We start from the raw sequence: 19360 nt of genomic DNA, 5'->3' as shown, positions 1-19360 counted from the left end.
GTTATTTGCCCCCCAGCACTTTGTCGTACGGATGATCTGCTTCCGGGAAGATATCTGTCGGGTATTCTCCTGTAAAGCAGGCCAGACACTGTCCACAGTTTGTCATTTCTTTGGAACGGCCGATTCCTTCTTTTAAGCCGTCTACGCTCAGGTAGGAAAGAGAGTCTGCGCCCATCTCTTCCCGAATTTCTTCGGTCGTTTTCTTAGAGGCAATCAGCTCTCCTGTCGTAGACGTATCAATACCGTAATAGCAGGGATTAATAATTGGCGGCGAGCTGATTCTTACGTGTACTTCAAGCGCGCCTGCTTCTTTCAGCAGTTTTACAATTCTACGTGCGGTAGTTCCCCGGACGATGGAATCATCAATCATGACCACACGTTTTCCTTCCACCACGCCGCGGACTGCAGAAAGCTTCATTTTCACTCCCTGTTCCCTGAGTGCCTGGGAAGGCTGGATAAACGTTCGTCCGACGTAACGGTTTTTAATTAATCCGAGCTCGTAAGGAATATTGCTTGCCTCTGCGTAACCAATCGCCGCTGAAATACTGGAGTCAGGCACGCCTGTAACGACGTCCGCTTCCACCGGTGCTTCAAGTGCAAGCTGGCGGCCGAGATTTTTTCGCGCCATATGAATATTCACTCCGCCCATATCACTGTCGGGACGGGAGAAATATACGTATTCCATGGAACAGATTGTTGGCTGTGTCGAGTAGGCAAAGCGGTCGATATGCATGCCTTCATCGTTAATCGTAATCAGTTCCCCCGGCTGTACGTCCCTTACAAATTCTGCACCTACAATATCAAATGCACATGTTTCTGAAGAAACTACATAGGCATCACCAATTTTTCCAATCGAAAGCGGACGAAGACCATTCGGATCCTGCGCCACGATCAGCGCGTCTTCTACAAGAATTGCCAGTGCATAGGCACCTTTAATCATGGTCAGCGCATTTTTTATGGAATCCTGCAGATTCGGATAGCCGCTTCGTTTAATTAAATGAGCAATTACCTCTGTATCAGAAGTCGTCTGGAAAATACTTCCCTGATGCTCCAGCTGATGCTTTAAAGCTGAAGCATTTACAATGTTTCCATTGTGTGCAAGGGAGAGACTTGTCGTCTGGGAATTAAACAGGAGCGGCTGGCAGTTTACAAAGTCACTGTCTCCGGCTGTTGTGTAACGTACGTGACCGATAGAACCTGTTCCTGTTAACCGATCCAGGCGGTCCTCATCAAATACATCGTTGACGAGCCCCATCCCTTTGTGGATTTTTAACTTTTCCCGGTCGGATACTACAATTCCTGCACCCTCCTGTCCCCGGTGCTGCAGGCTGTGCAGTCCATAATACGTGATGTGGGAAGCATCTACATGTCCCCATACTCCAAAAACGCCGCACTCTTCATTTAACCCTTTGATTTCACCGCGCATGCGATCGCTCCTCTCCAAAGCTCTTCTAATGATGCAACAGATTCTGTGATCAAGTTCGCTCCGGATTTTTCGTTAATACGGAGGGTCGGCTGTTCTGTAACTTTTCCAATCAGCACTGCTTCCGTTATAATTTCTTCAAACATTTCCTGTTTCTCTGCAGGGACAGTAATAATATAATTCGCATTTCCTTCACTGAAGCTTGCAGCAAGCGTATCCTCGGAAGGAAGCGTAACTTCTGCTCCAAGCCCTGTACCGAATAATTTTTCCGTAAGAGACGCTGCAAATCCGCCTTCACTTACATCGTGCACGGAAGCTGTCGTTTCTTTATGAATGGCGTCAAGAATTTCTGTGTGACGTTTCTTTTCAAGTTTCAGGTCTACGACAGGGGCTTTTCCGAAAATTCTGCCCTCCTGCAGCTTCTGCAGCTCTGTTCCGGCAAAGGCAGGTGTTACTTCCCCAAGGAAATACACAAGGTCACCTGCCTGTTTTACAGCCTGCGTGGTAATATGGTTCGTGTCATGAATCAATCCCACCATACCGATAACAGGTGTCGGATAAATTGCGCCTTTGGAAGTTTCATTGTAAAGTGACACATTCCCGCCTACAACAGGTGTTCCAAGCTCGCGGCATGCTTCACTTAAACCGTCCGTGGACCGCTCCAGCTGCCAGAAGATTTCCGGTTTATCCGGACTGCCGTAGTTCAGGCAGTCGGTAAGACCGAGCGGCTCTGCTCCTGAGGCAACGATGTTCCGTGCTGCTTCGGCTACTGCCAGTTTTCCGCCTTCATAAGGATCCAGGTAAATAAACCGGGAGTTGCAGTCCGTTGTCATTGCCAGTGCTTTTTTCGTACCGCGGATGCGGACTACCGCAGCGTCTGAACCAGGTGCCACTACCGTACTTGTGCGCACCATATGATCATACTGCTCATAGACCCACTCTTTACTTGCAATTGTCGGCTGCTGCAGCAAAGTTTTTAACGTTTCGCTGTAGTTTTCCACTTTCGGACGGTATTCCTGCGCCTGAAATTCTTTGAAATAAGCAGGCTCTTTTGATGGTTTGTGATATACCGGTGCTTCTTCGGCCAGGGCATCCACAGGTACATCTGCAACTGTCTCTCCATTATGAAGCAATGTGAGCCGGTGGTCGTCGGTTACTTCCCCTACGATTGCGGCTTTCAGGCCCCAATGTTCAAAAATGTCGATGAATTCCTGCTCGCTTCCTTTTTCCACTACGAGAAGCATACGCTCCTGGGATTCGGAAAGCATCATTTCATAAGGAGTCATTCCTTTTTCCCGCTGCGGCACGTGGTCCAGGTTCATCGTAATTCCTGAACCGGCTTTGCTTGCCATTTCTGCAGAGGAAGAAGTTAATCCCGCTGCTCCCATATCCTGGATGCCGACAAGTTTCGGATGCTTTATTGCAACCAGGCAAGCTTCTATGAGCAGCTTTTCCATAAATGGATCTCCCACCTGCACTGCAGGACGTTTTGCCTCGGAATCCTCGCTCAATTCTTCCGACGCAAACGTCGCTCCGTGGATACCGTCACGGCCGGTGCTTGCTCCCACGTATAATACCGGGTTGCCAATTCCTTTTGCCTGTCCTTTTTGAATATCTTTATGGTCAATTAAGCCGACACACATGGCATTCACAAGTGGATTGCCCTCATAGCAGTCATCAAACTGAATTTCTCCGCCGACGGTCGGGATGCCGATACAGTTTCCATAGCCTGCAATTCCAGCCACAACCCCTTCAAAAATATACTTTACGCGCGGGTTTCTCAGTTCCCCAAAACGTAAAGAGTTCATTAATGCAATCGGGCGTGCACCCATGGAAAATACGTCGCGGATAATGCCCCCGACTCCTGTTGCAGCTCCTTCATACGGCTCCACGGCAGAAGGGTGGTTATGACTTTCAATTTTAAATACCACTGCCTGCTCATCATCAATATCAATGATGCCGGCACCTTCTCCCGGACCCTGCAGCACACGCTCTCCTTCTACAGGGAACTTCTTTAACAGGACTTTGGAATTTTTATAGCTGCAGTGCTCCGACCACATTACGGAAAACAAACCAAGTTCTGTATAGTTCGGCAGTCTGCCAAGTTCTTTAAGCACAAGGTCAAATTCCTCGTCAGTCATACCCATTTCTGTATACAGCTTCTGTTCCTGAATCATCTCTGGCGACGGCTCACGTAGTAATTGCATGCTTATCTTTCCACTCCTTCACGATCGATTCAAACAATTTTTTTCCATCCTCTGATCCCAGCAGTGTTTCCATCGCACGTTCGGGGTGCGGCATCATGCCGAGCACATTTCCAGCTTCATTGGTAATCCCTGCGATATCAGCAACAGAGCCATTTTGATTCTGCTTATACGTAAAAGCAATCTGATTGTTTTCTTTTAATGCTGCGAGTGTTTTCTCATCACAATAGTAGTTGCCTTCACCGTGCGCCACGGGAATAATTACTTCCTGTCCCGGTGCATAGCTTCGTGTAAACATTGTTTCTGTATTTTCCACCTGCAGTGCGGCATTTTTGCATATAAAATGAAGGTTTTCGTTTCTGCGCATCGCTCCGGGAAGAAGTCCGCTTTCCAAAAGCACCTGAAATCCGTTGCATACCCCAAGCACCGGCTTTCCTTCTGCCGCAGCTTTCTTTACAGCTTCCATGATTGGGGAGAAGTGTGCAATCGCTCCGGCACGGAGATAGTCTCCATAGGAAAAACCTCCCGGCAGCAGTACGCCGTCATACTCGTCGAGATTGGTGTCATTGTGCCAGACATAGGAAACCTCTTCACCGATTCCATCCTGAATGGCATGGAACATATCCAGGTCACAGTTGGACCCGGGAAACATGATCACTGCAAACTTCATAAGGAGATAACCTCCTCGATTTCAAAGGTATAATCTTCAATTACCGGGTTTGCCAGAAGCTTTTCACACATTTCTGTTACCTGCGCTTCTACTTCTTCCTTTTCTGCTGTTAAACGCACCTGCATCATCTTGCTGATAGATACTGACTCTACTCCTTCATAGCCAAGCTTATGAAGCGATTCTGTAACTGCAGCTCCCTGCGGATCCAGTACACCATTTTTCCAAGTTACATAAATTGTGACTTCAAATGTCATCATCATCGTCCTCCTAGACGTTGTAGTATAGTCTCGTATCCATCCTGCAGGCTTCCCTGCTGGAAACGGAATAAATCTTTATCAAAGGAATCGCCAGTTTCTTTATCCCATAAACGGCAGGTATCCGGAGAAATCTCATCTGCAAGCAGAATCTCGCCGTTTTTCCGTCCGAACTCCAGCTTAAAATCAACGATATCAATGCCGGCATCTTCAAACACCTGCTGCAGCTCCTGATTGACCTGCAGTGCCATTTCTGTCATCCTGCTCAGCTCTTCCGGTGATGCGAGCTCCAGTGCAGCGATGTGGGCGTTATTCAGCAGCGGATCTCCCAGTTCATCGTCTTTATAATAAAATTCAACGATCGGATGCTTCATTTTTGTGCCGCGTGCAAATCCGGTACGCTTTACCAGGCTGCCGGCTGCAATATTTCGCACTACTACTTCCAAAGGTACAATTTCCACATGACGTACGAGCTGCTCTGTGGAAGAAAGTCTTTTTACGAAATGGCTTTCCACCCCGGCTTCCCGCAGGCGCGTAAAAATAAGGGAGCTGATCTCATTATTTAAACGGCCTTTTCCTTCCAGTACTTCTTTTTTCTCGCCGTTAAAAGCAGTTGCATCATCCTTGTAGGCAATTCTTAGTATATCCGGATCTTCTGTCGTAAAAATCCGCTTTGCTTTCCCTTCGTATAAGCAGGTTGATTCCATGCAGCGCACCCCTTTTTCTATTCGTTTAAACCAAGACGGTCAAAAATCATATCTACATGCTTCAGATGGTGACGGTAGTCAAAGCAGTCATCGAGTTCTGCGGAGGAAAGCTTATCTGTAATTGCGTTGTCCGCTTCTACTAATTCGCGGAACTGTTTCGCTTCCTCCCAAGCCTGCATAGCTTTCGGCTGAACTAAATCATACGCTTCTTCCCGCGCCATTCCTTTATCAATTAAAGAAAGCAGCACACGCTGGGAATAAATTAATCCGTAGGTCCGGCTCATGTTGCGTTTCATGTTCTCCGGAAAAACGGTCAGGTTCTTTACGATATTTCCAAAACGGTTCAGCATATAATTTAGTGCAATCGTCGCGTCCGGAAGCATAATTCTTTCCGCAGAGGAGTGGGAAATATCCCGCTCGTGCCAAAGAGCCACATTTTCATAAGCAGTGACTACATGTCCGCGTAAAATTCTTGCCAGCCCGGTCATATTTTCTGAGCCAATTGGATTTCGTTTATGCGGCATTGCGGAAGAGCCTTTCTGTCCTTTTGCGAAAAATTCCTCTACTTCCCGGGTTTCACTTTTCTGAAGACCGCGGATTTCCACTGCCATTTTTTCAATCGAAGAACCAATCAAAGAGAGCGTTGCAATGTAGTGCGCGTGCCGGTCACGCTGCAAAGTCTGCGTGGAAATAGGAGAAGCTTCCAGCCCAAGACCACGACATACATATGTTTCCACAGAAGGATCAATATTTGCGTATGTACCTACTGCGCCGGAAAGCTTTCCGACACGCACTGTTTCTTTCGCCTGAAGAAACCGTTCCAGATTCCGCTTCATTTCTTCATGCCACAGCGCAAGCTTCAATCCGAAGGTCGTGGGCTCAGCGTGCACGCCGTGCGTACGCCCCATCATTACAGTATGCTTATGCTCCTGTGCTTTTGTCTTTAATATGTCGATAAAGCGGCGGATATCTGCTTCAATAATATTGTTTGCCTGCAGCAGCATATAGGATAATGCCGTGTCTACTACGTCGGTGGAAGTTAAGCCATAGTGTACCCATTTCCGTTCCGGACCAAGGGTTTCCGACACTGCCCGGGTAAACGCGACAACATCATGCCGGGTTTCTTCTTCTATTTCCAGAATTCGTTTTACATCAAATGAAGCATTTTCCCGGATTTTCACTGTATCCTCTTTTGGGATATCACCCAGTTCCGCCCAAGCTTCACATGCAAGAATTTCTACTTCCAGCCACGCCTGATAACGGTTTTCATCTTTCCAGATGCTGCCCATTTCCGGGCGTGTATAACGTTCGATCATAATGATTGGCCTCCTGTAAGCTCTGTTTGTTTCCATATTGGTGATGCATCAATTGTTTTCAGCAGTTCTTCTATGTCATCTGTTAAAAAAGTTACATGGCCCATCTTGCGGCCCTGCTTCGCTTCCTCTTTTCCATATAAGTGTACATGTGCCGGCGGCAGCGAACTGTGCTGCGCTAAATAAGGTTCAACATGTTGTCCAAGCAGATTTACCATTACCGTCGGTTTTAACAATTTTGTAGAACCGAGCGGCCACCCGCAGATTGCTCTGATATGCTGCTCAAACTGTGATGTTTCGCAGGCATTGATCGTATAATGACCTGAATTGTGCGGACGCGGCGCAATTTCGTTTACATAGATATCATTGCCGAGTACGAACATTTCCACTGCCAGCGTGCCGACCAGTTCGATTGATTCTGCCAGCCTGCGGGCAAGCACTTCTGCTTTTTCTTCCGCTTCCTGCGAAATTCTTGCCGGTACAATTGTCTGGTGGAGCACGCCATTGCGGTGAACATTTTCCCCGATTGGAAAAACACTCATTTCCCCATTTGTACTGCGTGTCATAATCACGGATACTTCGAGATCAAAGTCCATTTTCTTTTCCAGCACAAGCGGTGCTGCTTCTTTCAAGAGCTGCCAGCTTTTATGAATGTCGTCTTGTTCTTTCAGCATATACTGGCCTTTTCCATCATAGCCGCCGCGTGTTGTTTTCAATACTGCAGGCAGGCCGATTTCCTCTGCTGCCTCTTTCAGCTGCGCAAAAGTGTAAACAGCCTGATAAGGTGCGACCGGAATGTCATAACTGGAGATCATTTCTTTTTCTTTCAGCCTGTCCTGACTTATCTGCAGAAGCTCACTGCCCTGGGGGAGATACATCGTCTTTTCCAGGTAAGCTGCCGTTTCCGCAGTAATGTTTTCAAATTCATAGGTGAGAACGTCACAGACATCGGCCAGTTTTTTCGCGCCGAGCTGATCATCATATGATGCGACTACTTCATGGTCCGCAATCATTCCGCACGGAGAATCTTCTTTCGGTTCCATTACGGCAATCCGGTACCCCATCTCCCGGGCAGAAACAGCCATCATCCTGCCGAGCTGGCCTCCGCCAAGAATCCCTATTACTGCCGGCGGAACGATAAATTTCCCCTGACCGCTCATAGTAAATCCCCCTGTTCTATAACTTCCTCCTGTTTTTTCCTGCGTCTTTCTTCCAGCCTTTCCTGAATTGCTTTATCATGCACAGAAAGCTGCTGGGCCGCTAGAAGGGCTGCATTTGCAGCTCCTGCTCTGCCGATCGCAACAGTCGCTACCGGTACGCCCGCAGGCATCTGCACGATCGAAAGAAGTGAGTCCATGCCGTTCAGCGCTTTTGACTGAACAGGAACGCCGATGACGGGAAGCGTTGTTTTCGCGGCTACCATTCCCGGCAGATGTGCTGCTCCTCCTGCGCCGGCAATGATTACTTCAACCCCTCTTCCCCGCGCCTCCTCAGCGTATTGAAACATTAAATCCGGAGTGCGGTGGGCAGATACTACTTTCGCTTCAAATGGAACTTCCAGCTCCTCCAGCGTTTCTGTCGTATGGCGCATTGTTTCCCAGTCTGAGGTAGATCCCATAATGACTCCAACTCTTGCTGACATGTTGTGCCTCCTTCAATTCATTAAAATACATTTTTTCTATTAAGTAATTTCCTTCAGTACAGACATTCACAGGTGCTTATTCCTTATTTACGCCACAAAAAATGCCTTACCGTCCGCCTGCTACGTTTGAGGGAACGATAAGACACACGACTTTGTCAGAATATCGCACATGCTCCTGCATGCACAGCGAGGCAGAAGATACAGCTTGCATCTTCGTCTCTCTTCTATTATGTATCTCGTCCCTCATAGTCTGCTGATTTGCGGTCGCAGGTAGATACTCTCAGGCCGTATTCCTGATATTATATGAGGTTTCGTATTAATCTATTGTTATCATATCAATTTTCGGGGAAGACCGTCAACTATTTTCGAACATTTAATAATGCATAAGATTCTATTGTTCGTCTTTTGGTAGTAACCCCCGGAATTTTCTCGCTTTTTTGGATAAAAGCACTGAAAATTTCCTTTTTTAGGATAGTACTGTTACTCTACCGGCTTCCCTTCAAAAACAATGCGCTGATAAGCTACTTCGACGCCTTTTTTTGTTTCTTTGAGCACCGGTTCTTCCATTCTCCGTACCGGGATATAGCCTTCCTGTTTCATGCGCGCCAGACAGGCATCAATTGTTTCTTTTTCATCCACATAAAATTTCTTCTTTCTGCCCATTCTTTTCCCTGCCTTTCCATTCTGCTGCGCTTTTATTTTATCATATTTCAGCTGGATGCTCAGAGAGTCATTGTGATGATTTTTCTCTCGGCAGTGTCAGGAAAATTTCAAATTTTGCTTCTTTCTCACCGTTCCTCTTTTCTATTGCCTAATTGCGAAATAAAAGTTTTGCTAAAAAGAAGTAATCGTATTGAACTACTTTTTGGAGAGGCTTACTCAAGGGCTTGTTCTCGACTAATTTTGTCGGTGTGTCCGGCGTGTACTGCGGGATGTAAGCGAAATCAGTTGGAGAATGTCCAAACATTTTTTCTGGACATTCTCTCAAAAGCACAAGGGGAGCCAGCCAGGGTTTTGCATCGATCCCGCGGGCTTTTCCGCGATGGATGTGGCTGCGCGGATCCATGCTCCTCTTATTTTGTTGTATCCGGCAGGCGTTGTGAAATAGCTGAAGAGGAGACCCACGCCAACCTTCCGCCGGTAAGCGCAGGAGAAACCCCTGCCATAAAGATAAATAATAATACGCTGAAAGCAATCATTTCCCTTCAGTTTTCTTTCTTTATTTTTGTCAACTACATATTTAGGTGAAGAACCTAATGATTTCAATTCGCTTGAGATTGTTATTGCAGCTTAGGTTTGATAAGAGCTTCTGTAACATCAAATTTTTACAGGGCTGCTAATGACAGATTCTTGTCTGCTGACGATGAATTCTTTGGAATTTCCCCTTTTTAAAATCAGATAACATTCATTTAATAGCAGAAAAAAGCACTATTGATAGAAAGCTTGCTGCTAAAATCAGATAACCGTCTATGCTGTACAGATAAATGCCACTATTAACAGAAAACAGCGCTTCAGCTGTGGTAAGGCTGTAACATCCTATGAAAATTCCCCTCATTAAACGAGGATCCAGAGTGCGTATCTGCGCTCTGGATCCTCTTCACAACCTATTCTCCTAAATATACAAAGTACAAAATAAAGACTACAAACAGCACGTACATAATCGGATGGACTTCTTTCGCTCTTCCCTTACACACCATCGTAATTGGATACATGATGAACCCAAGTGCGATACCAGTGGCGATACTGTAAGTAAGCGGCATAGCAATCATTGTAAAGAAAGCCGGAACGGCAATTTCGAACTTTTTCCAGTCAATATTTGCGATGGAGCCGGCCATAAGCACGCCGACAATGATAAGCGCAGGTGCAGTTACTGAATCAGTAATGACTGCAAGCAGCGGTGAGAACAGGAGAGCAATTAAGAATAATGCCCCTGTTACTAAAGAAGCAAATCCTGTCCTGGCACCTGCTGCAATACCGGAAGTCGACTCTATATAAGCAGTAGTAGTAGATGTACCAAGAATTGCCCCGATAGAAGTAGCAGAAGAATCAGCAAGCAGCGCACGCTGTGCACGCGGCAGCTTGTTTTCTTTTGTGAAACCTGCCTGGTTTGCTACCGCATAAAGTGTGCCGGCAGTATCAAAAAAGTCTACAAATAAGAATGTTAAAATAACGATAATCAGCTGCCAAGTAAAAATTTCACCAAGCGCCATTTCTCCAAAAGGAGCAAAAGCTGCTCCGAAAGTAGGCGCAAGACTTGGAACGGAACCGACGATTGCCTGCGGAGCAGCAATCACACCGGTCAAAACTCCGATTAATGCTGTCAGCACCAGTCCGTAAAAAATTCCTCCTCTTAATCCGAGGCTCATAAACACTACAGTGATCACAATACCGACAATTGCAAGCAGCGTCGCAGGATCACCCATGTTTCCAAGTTCGACCATCGTAGCTTCGGACATGGCAACGATACCTGCATTCTGCAGCCCGATAAACGCGATAAATAATCCAATACCTGCTCCCGCTGCAAATTTAAGCTCCTGCGGAATTGCATTAATAATTACTTCGCGAATTCCGATAAGCGTAATGATAATAAAGATAATACCTGAAATGAAAACACCCAACAGCGCAGTCTCCCATGGAATGCCAAGGCCGATCACTACAGAATAAGTGAAGAAAGCGTTCAATCCCATACCCGGCGCGAGCGCAATCGGATAGCGTGCAAGAAGCCCCATAATAATTGTACCGATAGCTGCAGCTAACGCTGTGGCAGTGTAAACAGCACCTTCGTCCATACCTGCACCGGAGAGAATAGACGGGTTCACAAATAATATGTATGCCATTGCCAGGAAGGTAGTTAACCCACCCATTATCTCTCTGTTATAATTTGTTTCCAGTTCATCGAATTGGAAGTAACGATTCATGCCTGATTTCCCCCACTGAATATATTTTGCCGATGTATGCTTCGCAATAAAAAGAGCCGCCCCTCTACCTGGGACGGCCCTGAATCATCTGACAATATAATGAAGGAATAATATACAGACTGTTCCACAGCACCTGCATAAAATAATTTCATTATTCGTAGTCAGACCATTTAAGGCAGTCTGGTAGAAACTCTTGGGCCATATTCCCAACATTATACGAACATTCGACATTATTTTTAACAAAGCTTAGTTTAGCAGGTGATATTCGGGATGTCAATGCTAAATCCGAATGATTAGTGCTTACTTTTTAAAATACTTTCGTGAATAACCTTACTCCCACTCAATCGTGGAAGGCGGCTTTGAAGTGATATCATACACTACGCGGTTAACATGCTTTACTTCGTTTACAATCCGGGTGGAAATGATTTCGAGTACATCATATGGGATACGTGCCCAGTCTGAAGTCATCCCGTCAATTGAAGTTACCGCACGCACCCCTACAGTGTAATCATAGGTACGCTCGTCACCCATTACACCGACACTTCTCATATCAGGAAGTGCAGTGAAGTACTGCCAGATTTCCCGGTCGAGGCCGGCTTTTTTAATTTCGTCACGCAGGATCTGATCGGATTCTCTGACAATCTCCAGCTTTTCTTCTGTAATCTCTCCCAGTACACGAATTCCAAGACCTGGTCCTGGGAAAGGCTGCCGCCAGACAATTTCATCCGGAAGGCCAAGTTCAGAACCAACCACTCTGACTTCATCTTTAAATAGCGTGTTCAGCGGCTCGATTAAATCAAACTTCATATCTTCCGGAAGGCCTCCGACGTTGTGATGGGATTTGATCGTCTGTGCCGTGGCAGTACCACTTTCAATAATATCTGTGTAAAGCGTACCCTGCGCCAGGAAATCGATGCCATCCAGCTTTGTTGCTTCTTCTTCAAATACATAAATAAATTCGTTGCCGATGATTTTGCGCTTCTGTTCCGGGTCACTGATGCCTGAAAGTTTTCCAAGAAAACGATCCTGTGCATCAATTTTCACAAGATTCATATCGAATCCTTCTCCGAACGTTTTCATTACACTGTCCGCTTCTCCCTTTCGAAGCAGGCCATGGTCGATAAACATACAAATCAGCTGGTCACCGATCGCTTTATGTACAAGTGCAGCCACAACAGAAGAATCTACTCCTCCACTTAACGCACATAATACTTTGCGGTCTCCGACACTTTCGCGGATCTTATCGACTTCCATATCAATAAAGCTTTCCATTGTCCAGTTTCCGTCACACTTGCAGATTTCATACATGAAATTGCGGAGCATGTCATTACCAAATTCAGTGTTTCTTACTTCCGGGTGAAACTGCACACCGTAAATTCCTTTGGAAGCATTACTCATCGCTGCTACCGGAGTTGATACATTTGTAGCGTCCACTTCAAAACCTTCCGGCGGCGCCTGTACCAGGTCCCCATGGCTCATCCAGACAGTCTGCTGCTGCGGAAGCTCTTTAAACAGCGGTGATTCGTTCTGCAGATCTATCGTAGCTTTTCCATACTCCCGGTGATTCGCAGCTTCAACTTTCCCTTTAAAATGATGTGTCATCAGCTGCATGCCGTAGCAAATACCCAGTACCGGGATTCCCAGATCAAATATTTCAGGATCACACTGTGGTGCTCCATCTGCATAGACACTTCCCGGTCCGCCGGAAAAAATAATTCCTTTCGGCTGCATCTCTTTCACTTCTGCCGCAGTAATTTCATTTGTAACCAGTTCACTAAATACCCCGAGGTCTCTGATCCGCCGTGCAATCAGCTGATTGTACTGACCTCCAAAATCCAACACAATAATTTTTTCGTTTATTTCCAGCATTATTTCCTGGCTCCTTTCCATCCTCACCCGTTACATAATTATTATTTACATTGTTCATTTACAAAAGGCTCTGTTAAAGTCTGATATTGATATAAAAAAAGTACGCCTGCGGCTCCTTTTTCTGCGCTTGCCGCGGAGAAATCCTTCAGCTATCCCTCCCTTTCGTCCGGGATGATCTTCACGCTTTCTTTTTCCGCAGGCGTCTTGAAAATCGCCTTGTCTTCGTTTTATTGATTGAAATCTTGTAATAGAAACACTCTCTTTCTTTTGTTTCACAAAGGAAAGAACGAAGCGGAAACCGGCGGACGCCTGTGGAAGAACGAGCTGGGAAGATCCCGCAGCGAATCGAGGAAGCTGAGAAGCTCGTCCACGGCAGGTCAGTTGCAGTGAAGTTTTCTATTACCAACATTGAGCATTAACAGAGCTTTACAAAAAAAAAGCCGGCTCCTGTCTTCGCATAAAAAAATACGAAGGCAGAATTCCAGCTTGCATCACTAAGAAAACTGCCTTCATAGTCAGACCATTTAAGGTGGTCCGGTAGAGACTCTTGAGCCCTATTCTCAAGGATATATGAGGCGCCGATCTTCAATTAACACTTCATCATTCTACCAAGACGGATTTTACAGGTCAAGCGTTCAAAGTCTTTACAATTTCTTCCCATTCTTTCTTTCCTTCTTTCCATGTTCCCTCTGCACTCCGTCCGCCATAGCAGATTCTTTCATACGTCATTGTCAGCTTCATCATCGCCTGGGAGCCGACAGCCAGGTCCACTCTCCGGGCATATTCCCGCAGCGTTTCTCCCTCCGCTCTCGGCAGCCCTTCGTTCTGAAGAATCCACAGCAGCCTGCTGTAGGCCCGGTGGAAAGTATCATCACGGCCGAACCAGCGGTAACGGTAAAGAAAGAATTTATTTTGAATAATATTTTGGTAATGATGCAGAATCATCACAAAAATCGTAAGTGGAATACTGATTAACACATTTTTTAAAGTGAAAAATCCTCCACTGTTATTATCATTCGCACCGGCCACAGGACCGCTGTCTTCTGCACCCTCATCAAGCAGATCATCCACTTCGGAATTCTCATGGTCCGGGAATTCCGGGTCGGGGGTATCCGCACTTTCGATATCATCCATGTCGAGCTCCGGTGATGCCATTTCAAATTCTGCATAGTTCGTGAATCCCTGCGTCGGTTCAAATGGGATCCAGCCGACTTCCGGAAAGTATACTTCCACCCAGGAGTGCGCATTGCTGTTTGCTACTTCATAGATAGAATTCCCGTTATCAAGTTCTTCCACTTCCTCCCCTGAGGTAAAGCCTTTTACCCAGCGGACCGGGATATCGACTGCCCGGAGCATGACTGCCATAGATGTAGAGAAATTATCACAGTAGCCTGTCTGGGTTTCAAACAGGAACTGATCTACATAATCTTCGCCCTCTTCAGGAATCGGTACGTCTGTTGTACTGTACTCAAAGTCATTTTGGGAAAAATACCGCTCGACAGCCACGACTTTATCGTAGCGGTTATCGTGCTCCTTTGTAATCTCTTCTGCAAGCTCCACCACTCTTTCCGGCAGTTCTTCCGGAAGCTGTAAGTACTGCTCCGTAATTCTTTCCGGATCTGCCGCTTCGGTATTTCTTAAAGATTCTATCGGAAATGCAGTATCTTCAAATGTAAGCTCATAGCTCTCAAAAAATACATCTTCTTCCTGTGCTTCTGCACGGAATCTGCCAGCTGCTTCATCTGCGTAAAACTGCATCTCTTCCTGTGCTGCAGCTTCTCCTCCAGCTGTTCCTTCTGCAGCCTCTATTCCCTGGAGCTGACCTGGATAAAAAAGCAGTTCAAAGTTCGCATCTTCCGCCATTTCAATGGAAACCTGTCCTTCTTCCAAACCGGCTTCTTCTTCAAACATTCTGTAATTTTCCAATTCCCCGGCAGCAGAATCAAAAGAAGTGAAATCTCCTTCTGAAACCCATCCCTGCCCGGTATACTGATCTTTTGATTCTCCCCGCCAGTAGGTTTCACGATCGATTTCTGCCTGAAAAACAACACCGTCGTCCTGAATAAACCCGCCGCCGAGTCTTTCGTCGTTTTCGCCGTAACCAATGCGGCGGATCGTACCGCTGCTGTTACTCCCGAAGCTTTCTCCCCCTACCATCGTCATCATCGCCGGAACAGGATCCGACCACTGAGGCTCCGGTTTCGGTGCAATAAATCCGGCAAGAACGGCAATGGAAACGACTGTAATTAAAGTGTACATCCATGCCGGAGAAATAAATGCTCCCTTTCTTCTTCCAATCGCTCTCTCTTCATCCTGCACCTTCAGCATATGCAGCAGTGTCAGCATAAAAAATCCAATCACGACAATGCGGACAATCGCCTGGGAAGCATCTACAAGCGTGAACGTATCAAGCACTGTAATATAAACGATTGTACATAAAAGAAAGAAAAACACTTTTCGTGTATAAAGTACCCAAAAGTAAAGCAGATAACAAATGATCGCCAGCAGCATAAATAAGAGAAATGTCCGGAATAAATCCGTTAATCCTGCAAAGTTACCGCTGAATATCAACGCTGTATTCACGGCTAATTCAGTCAGAAATGTCTGGAACGTAGCTATTCCGCCTTCCCAGGATAAAAAACTGCCTTCAAAAAATATAATATGCAGGCAGAATATACTCCCGATAAAAATAGCCGGACCTGTGATATAGGCAGGTATCCGCAAATATATAAGTGCTGCGCTGAAAAACGTAAACCAGACGAAAATTTCAATCTGGCCGGTTGAAGTGATGACAGGAATAGGACGCAGCCATTCCCATATTAATAAAAACGTCAATGCATATATAAAAAAGTGAGTGATGGAATTCACTGATTTTGATTGAAAACGATTCACTTAATCACCCTTATTCTTTAATTTTCTTTGGACCAGTGACCTTCCGACAAAACATAAGCATCTGCACCTGCTTCTCTCAGTTCTTTCAATCGTCTGAATTCCCAGGGATCTATTCCTTTTCCCTTGTCCATCAGTGCAAAGAAAATACGAACCCTTCTCCCAAGAAGCACCTTTAACCTTTTTAAGCTTTCGTCCGTTAATTCTACCGATATGATTACCAGCGTAACTCCCTGGGAAACATCATTCTCTGCCTGTTTTAAAGAAGCTGCGAACGATCCGGAGCGGGCAGGCCTCAATTGTGCTAAGTAAGCGATAATTTCTTTCTGCTGCTCAGCTGCAAGTCCTACAGGGAACTTTTTTTTCTCTGTCCCAAAAGACCAAAAACCAAGCTGCAGCTGTTCTTTATAGGCATACATTACAAGAGAAGTTACTAGTTCTATTCCTTTCTCATAGGCATCCGATACCGCAAAAGAAGAATCTGTTACTTTATTATTCAGGATAACGAGGAAATTCTGCCCCATATACTCTTCAAATTCCTTCGTCATTAATTTACTGGCCCGGGCTGTTGCTTTCCAGTCCAGACTTGTTAATTTATCTCCTGGTACATATTCTCTTGCTCCGGCAATCGAAGTCCGGTCCTCAATAAAGTCCTGCAGGGACATCGTAGTTTCTGTTTCATGCTTTTCAAATGCTTCCCACTGCTCAATGTCATGATATTTCGGGTAGACCAGGAGCTCGGACGGCATGGAAACAAATTTTTCTTTATTGACGAATCCAAATAAATCACTAGTGGAAAGTTTTACTCCGTAGGAATAGTATTTGCCTCTCTTTAATTCAGGCACAATATAGCTGTAGGAAAGTCTGCGTTTCATGGTGGGATAAAAAATCATTTTAGAGGCCTGAAAAGGAAGTTGTTTTGTAAGTGTATCTTCAGCAACGTCTTCTACTGCCAGATATAAAAAAGGGAAGAGCCATTTTCTTTCAATGATTATTTCTATTTTCAGCTCATTTCCTGCAGACATAGCTCCGTCTCCCGCTCTGCGTTCCACTTGAAAATTGCCGAGTGGTATCAGTGCATAGAGGATAAGCAGAAGAAACAGGCTCATTACCGTGTAAAATAAAAACCAGCTGACAAAGCCGCCCTGAAACATCGCATAACTGAATAATCCGCCTATCACTGCTATTGCAGCAAGTACCTTTAGAATTAGTTTCGTCCATTTCCAGAGGGCTTTCATTGCGCTTGTTCATTTCCTGCCGGTATGCGCACCTGTTCCAGCACTTCACGCAGCACTTTTTCTGTCGTGGTTTCCGAAAGTTTTGCGTCGGAATTAAGCATAATACGATGCTGCAGAGTGAAGGGCGCCAGGTACTTAATATCATCGGGGATCACATAGTCACGATTCTGGATAAATGCCAGCGCCTGCCCTGCTTTCATTAAGGAAATAGAAGCTCTCGGGCTTGCACCGAGGTACACAGCATGATGCTGGCGGGTAGCGCTCACGATTCTAATAATGTATTCCTTAATGCTTTCCTGTACATACACACTCTTGACCTTTTTCTGCATATGCAGTAATTCATCCAGCTCCAGGACGGGACGCAAAGTTTCAATTGGATGTTCATTTTCTACCCGGGAAAGGACTTCCAGCTCTTCAGATTTCGTCGGGTAGCCAATGCGGAATTTAAATAAAAACCGGTCCAACTGCGCTTCAGGAAGTGGATAAGTTCCGCCGTATTCTATAGGGTTCTGTGTCGCCATGACGAAAAATGGTTTCTCCAGTTCCCGTGTTTCTCCATCGGTCGTTACACTGCCTTCCTCCAAAGCTTCGAGAAGAGCAGCTTGCGTCTTTGGAGAAGTACGGTTAATTTCGTCTGCGAGCACAATGTTTGCCATGACCGGGCCGGGCCGGAATTGAAATTCCTGTACCTTCTGGTTATATATAGACACTCCGGTAACATCCGAAGGAAGCAGATCCGGAGTAAACTGTATACGCTTAAACTGCGCTCCGAGCGACTTGGCAATCGCGCGGACCATCATCGTTTTCCCTACTCCCGGAACATCTTCCAGCAGTACGTGGCCTCCGCTTAAAATGGCAATTAAGCTCAGCTCAATTTCCTTTCGCTTTCCTACTACTACTTTTTCTATATTATGAATTAGTGCTTCTATTTGAGGGTGCTCCGTAACGGAACGCTCTTGTCTTCTTTTCATAGTAAAGGAATCCTCCTTAAAAACTTGCTGCAGCTTTCATAAGCTGCCTCTTTTATTTTAGCATGATCTGAAGGAAATATCGCTTCTGAAGCTGAAAAGTATCAAGGTTTTTCCGGAATATTCCGAATGTGTGCCAGCGCTTTCTCACCTGAGCTCAGTTCGGTTCCTGATTCATTGTAAAAAGCCGCCAGCTGATTGCCGGCGGCTTTCATGGTGCGTGAAGCTAAAAGCCTTCTTTCATTTGGTGATGGGGCTTGTGATGGTGGCCTTTGGGAGTCCGCCTGTCATTCTGTGTGTCTTCCTGCTCTACCGGAATTCTCCCAATTTCATTTTCTGACTCTACTACAACTACATAATCTCCCTGTTTAAAAAAGCTTTGATAATCAGGGGCACCTTCATCTTCTCTATGAATCACTTCCACATCTTCACGAGCTACATTTTTTAATTCGAGCTCCCGGATTACTCCTTCTTTCTGCTCCAGGGACTGTAAAACTGCCACTACCTGCTTATCCATCTGTATCTCTCCTGTCGTGGTTGTGTCCTGGTAATTTCTACCCTCGTTTATCAATTGTAAAACTTTTCTAACTGTTGTCTTTGAGCTCCCGCAGTTTTTCTTCTACATCATCAATGGATGCATGATTTTCCGGTGAATCATCAATATGTGACCAGACCGGGATTCCTTGCTTATCAAAAATCCAAGTGCCTCCCTGAATGTACACATCCTGTGTACGCATAGAATCTGCTACAAAACTGCGCTGCTGTTTATCTTTCGGCAGGAAGTTTTTCACTCTTCCTGATACACCTGCAGCGGCGGCCGCAGTTAAAAGTTTTGCTTTCGGCATAGTGACATGTCCTAAACCACGGAAAGCCTTTCGCTTTGGGTCTCCATAAAATGAAAACGGAAATGGCCCGAATTTTTTCTTGAAATCAGCATTATACGCTCCATTGGATGGAGTGATCACGATTAATTCCACGTTCCTGCTTTCCCAAACATTCTGATTCCTGCGCAACTGCGCAAGGTGGTTCCTGCAGATCGGTCAGCCTAAATGCCTTACAAATACAATTACTTTTTCTCTTTCTCCCAGGAGTGAATCAAAGGTTACTTTTTCGCGTTTTTCAGTTTCCAGCTTATAAGATAATTCCATATATTCATTCCTCCTCTTTTCTTTTATCATACTCATTCTCCTGCCTCTTTTAAAGTTAACTGCTTTTTTATTTTCTGCCAGATATTCCGGCTTCCGATATTGATCTGTGGGAGTGCT

At 45.6% G+C, this 19360-nt stretch carries 17 protein-coding genes and 3 riboswitches; all 17 genes read right to left on the bottom strand.

Annotation, left to right across the window (positions count from 1 at the left end; all coding sequences use genetic code 11):
• Position 1 precedes the first annotated feature (1 nt).
• Entirely contained in the window at positions 2–1426 is a 1425-nt protein-coding gene (gene purF / locus BLP92_RS17005; protein WP_090844369.1) for an amidophosphoribosyltransferase, read from the bottom strand.
• Positions 1402–3630 (bottom strand): phosphoribosylformylglycinamidine synthase subunit PurL, encoded by a 2229-nt coding sequence (gene purL, locus BLP92_RS17000; RefSeq protein WP_090844368.1) that lies wholly within the window; start codon positions 3628–3630, stop codon positions 1402–1404. The genes purF and purL overlap by 25 nt, the downstream gene beginning before the upstream one ends.
• A complete protein-coding gene (gene purQ, locus BLP92_RS16995) occupies positions 3614–4297 on the bottom strand; it encodes a phosphoribosylformylglycinamidine synthase subunit PurQ (RefSeq protein WP_090844367.1) in 684 nt (227 codons plus the stop codon). Before purQ ends, purL begins: the two co-directional genes overlap by 17 nt.
• Positions 4294–4554: a phosphoribosylformylglycinamidine synthase subunit PurS gene (gene purS, locus BLP92_RS16990; RefSeq protein WP_342028401.1), complete on the bottom strand. Its 261-nt coding sequence runs from the start codon at positions 4552–4554 to the stop codon at positions 4294–4296. The genes purQ and purS overlap by 4 nt, the downstream gene beginning before the upstream one ends.
• The gene (gene purC, locus BLP92_RS16985) at positions 4554–5267 is read right to left on the bottom strand and encodes a phosphoribosylaminoimidazolesuccinocarboxamide synthase (protein ID WP_280138109.1); all 714 of its coding nucleotides are present in this window, start codon (positions 5265–5267) and stop codon (positions 4554–4556) included. The genes purS and purC overlap by 1 nt, the downstream gene beginning before the upstream one ends.
• A gap of 8 nt (positions 5268–5275) precedes the next feature.
• A complete protein-coding gene (gene purB / locus BLP92_RS16980) occupies positions 5276–6574 on the bottom strand; it encodes an adenylosuccinate lyase (RefSeq protein WP_090844363.1) in 1299 nt (432 codons plus the stop codon).
• Positions 6571–7731, bottom strand: a complete 1161-nt coding sequence (gene purK, locus BLP92_RS16975) for a 5-(carboxyamino)imidazole ribonucleotide synthase (RefSeq protein WP_090844359.1) — start codon at positions 7729–7731, stop codon at positions 6571–6573. The genes purB and purK overlap by 4 nt, the downstream gene beginning before the upstream one ends.
• Positions 7728–8213, bottom strand: coding sequence for a 5-(carboxyamino)imidazole ribonucleotide mutase (purE, locus tag BLP92_RS16970; RefSeq protein WP_090844356.1), 486 nt, complete (start codon positions 8211–8213; stop codon positions 7728–7730). The genes purK and purE overlap by 4 nt, the downstream gene beginning before the upstream one ends.
• Positions 8214–8439: 226 nt before the next feature.
• A riboswitch (purine riboswitch) is annotated at positions 8440–8540 on the bottom strand.
• A gap of 153 nt (positions 8541–8693) precedes the next feature.
• Positions 8694–8876 carry an NETI motif-containing protein gene (locus BLP92_RS16965; RefSeq protein ID WP_090844353.1) on the bottom strand — a complete coding sequence of 61 codons (183 nt, stop codon included), beginning with the start codon at positions 8874–8876 and terminating at the stop codon, positions 8694–8696.
• Between the two features lie 148 nt (positions 8877–9024).
• Positions 9025–9408: a hypothetical protein gene (locus BLP92_RS16960; RefSeq protein WP_090844351.1), complete on the bottom strand. Its 384-nt coding sequence runs from the start codon at positions 9406–9408 to the stop codon at positions 9025–9027.
• Positions 9409–9817: 409 nt separating this feature from the next.
• Positions 9818–11131: an NCS2 family permease gene (locus BLP92_RS16955; RefSeq protein WP_090844347.1), complete on the bottom strand. Its 1314-nt coding sequence runs from the start codon at positions 11129–11131 to the stop codon at positions 9818–9820.
• Positions 11132–11269: 138 nt separating this feature from the next.
• Positions 11270–11371: riboswitch (purine riboswitch) on the bottom strand.
• 90 nt (positions 11372–11461) lie between these two features.
• Positions 11462–13000, bottom strand: a complete 1539-nt coding sequence (gene guaA, locus BLP92_RS16950) for a glutamine-hydrolyzing GMP synthase (protein WP_090844344.1) — start codon at positions 12998–13000, stop codon at positions 11462–11464.
• Between the two features lie 492 nt (positions 13001–13492).
• Positions 13493–13594: riboswitch (purine riboswitch) on the bottom strand.
• 33 nt (positions 13595–13627) lie between these two features.
• Entirely contained in the window at positions 13628–15892 is a 2265-nt protein-coding gene (locus tag BLP92_RS16945) for a transglutaminaseTgpA domain-containing protein (RefSeq protein ID WP_090844342.1), read from the bottom strand.
• Positions 15893–15909: 17 nt separating this feature from the next.
• Positions 15910–17127 carry a DUF58 domain-containing protein gene (locus tag BLP92_RS16940; protein ID WP_090844339.1) on the bottom strand — a complete coding sequence of 406 codons (1218 nt, stop codon included), beginning with the start codon at positions 17125–17127 and terminating at the stop codon, positions 15910–15912.
• Positions 17124–18098: an AAA family ATPase gene (locus tag BLP92_RS16935; protein ID WP_175444339.1), complete on the bottom strand. Its 975-nt coding sequence runs from the start codon at positions 18096–18098 to the stop codon at positions 17124–17126. The genes BLP92_RS16940 and BLP92_RS16935 overlap by 4 nt, the downstream gene beginning before the upstream one ends.
• A gap of 223 nt (positions 18099–18321) precedes the next feature.
• Positions 18322–18612, bottom strand: coding sequence for a hypothetical protein (locus BLP92_RS16930; protein WP_090844333.1), 291 nt, complete (start codon positions 18610–18612; stop codon positions 18322–18324).
• Between the two features lie 67 nt (positions 18613–18679).
• A complete protein-coding gene (locus tag BLP92_RS16925; RefSeq protein ID WP_090844331.1) occupies positions 18680–19108 on the bottom strand; it encodes an AhpC/TSA family protein in 429 nt (142 codons plus the stop codon).
• Positions 19109–19360 lie beyond the last annotated feature (252 nt).

The sequence above is a fragment of the Alkalicoccus daliensis genome (assembly GCF_900103955.1).
Taxonomy (GTDB): domain Bacteria; phylum Bacillota; class Bacilli; order Bacillales; family Salisediminibacteriaceae; genus Alkalicoccus; species Alkalicoccus daliensis.
The sequence above is the reverse complement of the archived record's forward strand: the minus strand, read 5'-3'. Positions and strand labels throughout refer to the sequence as shown.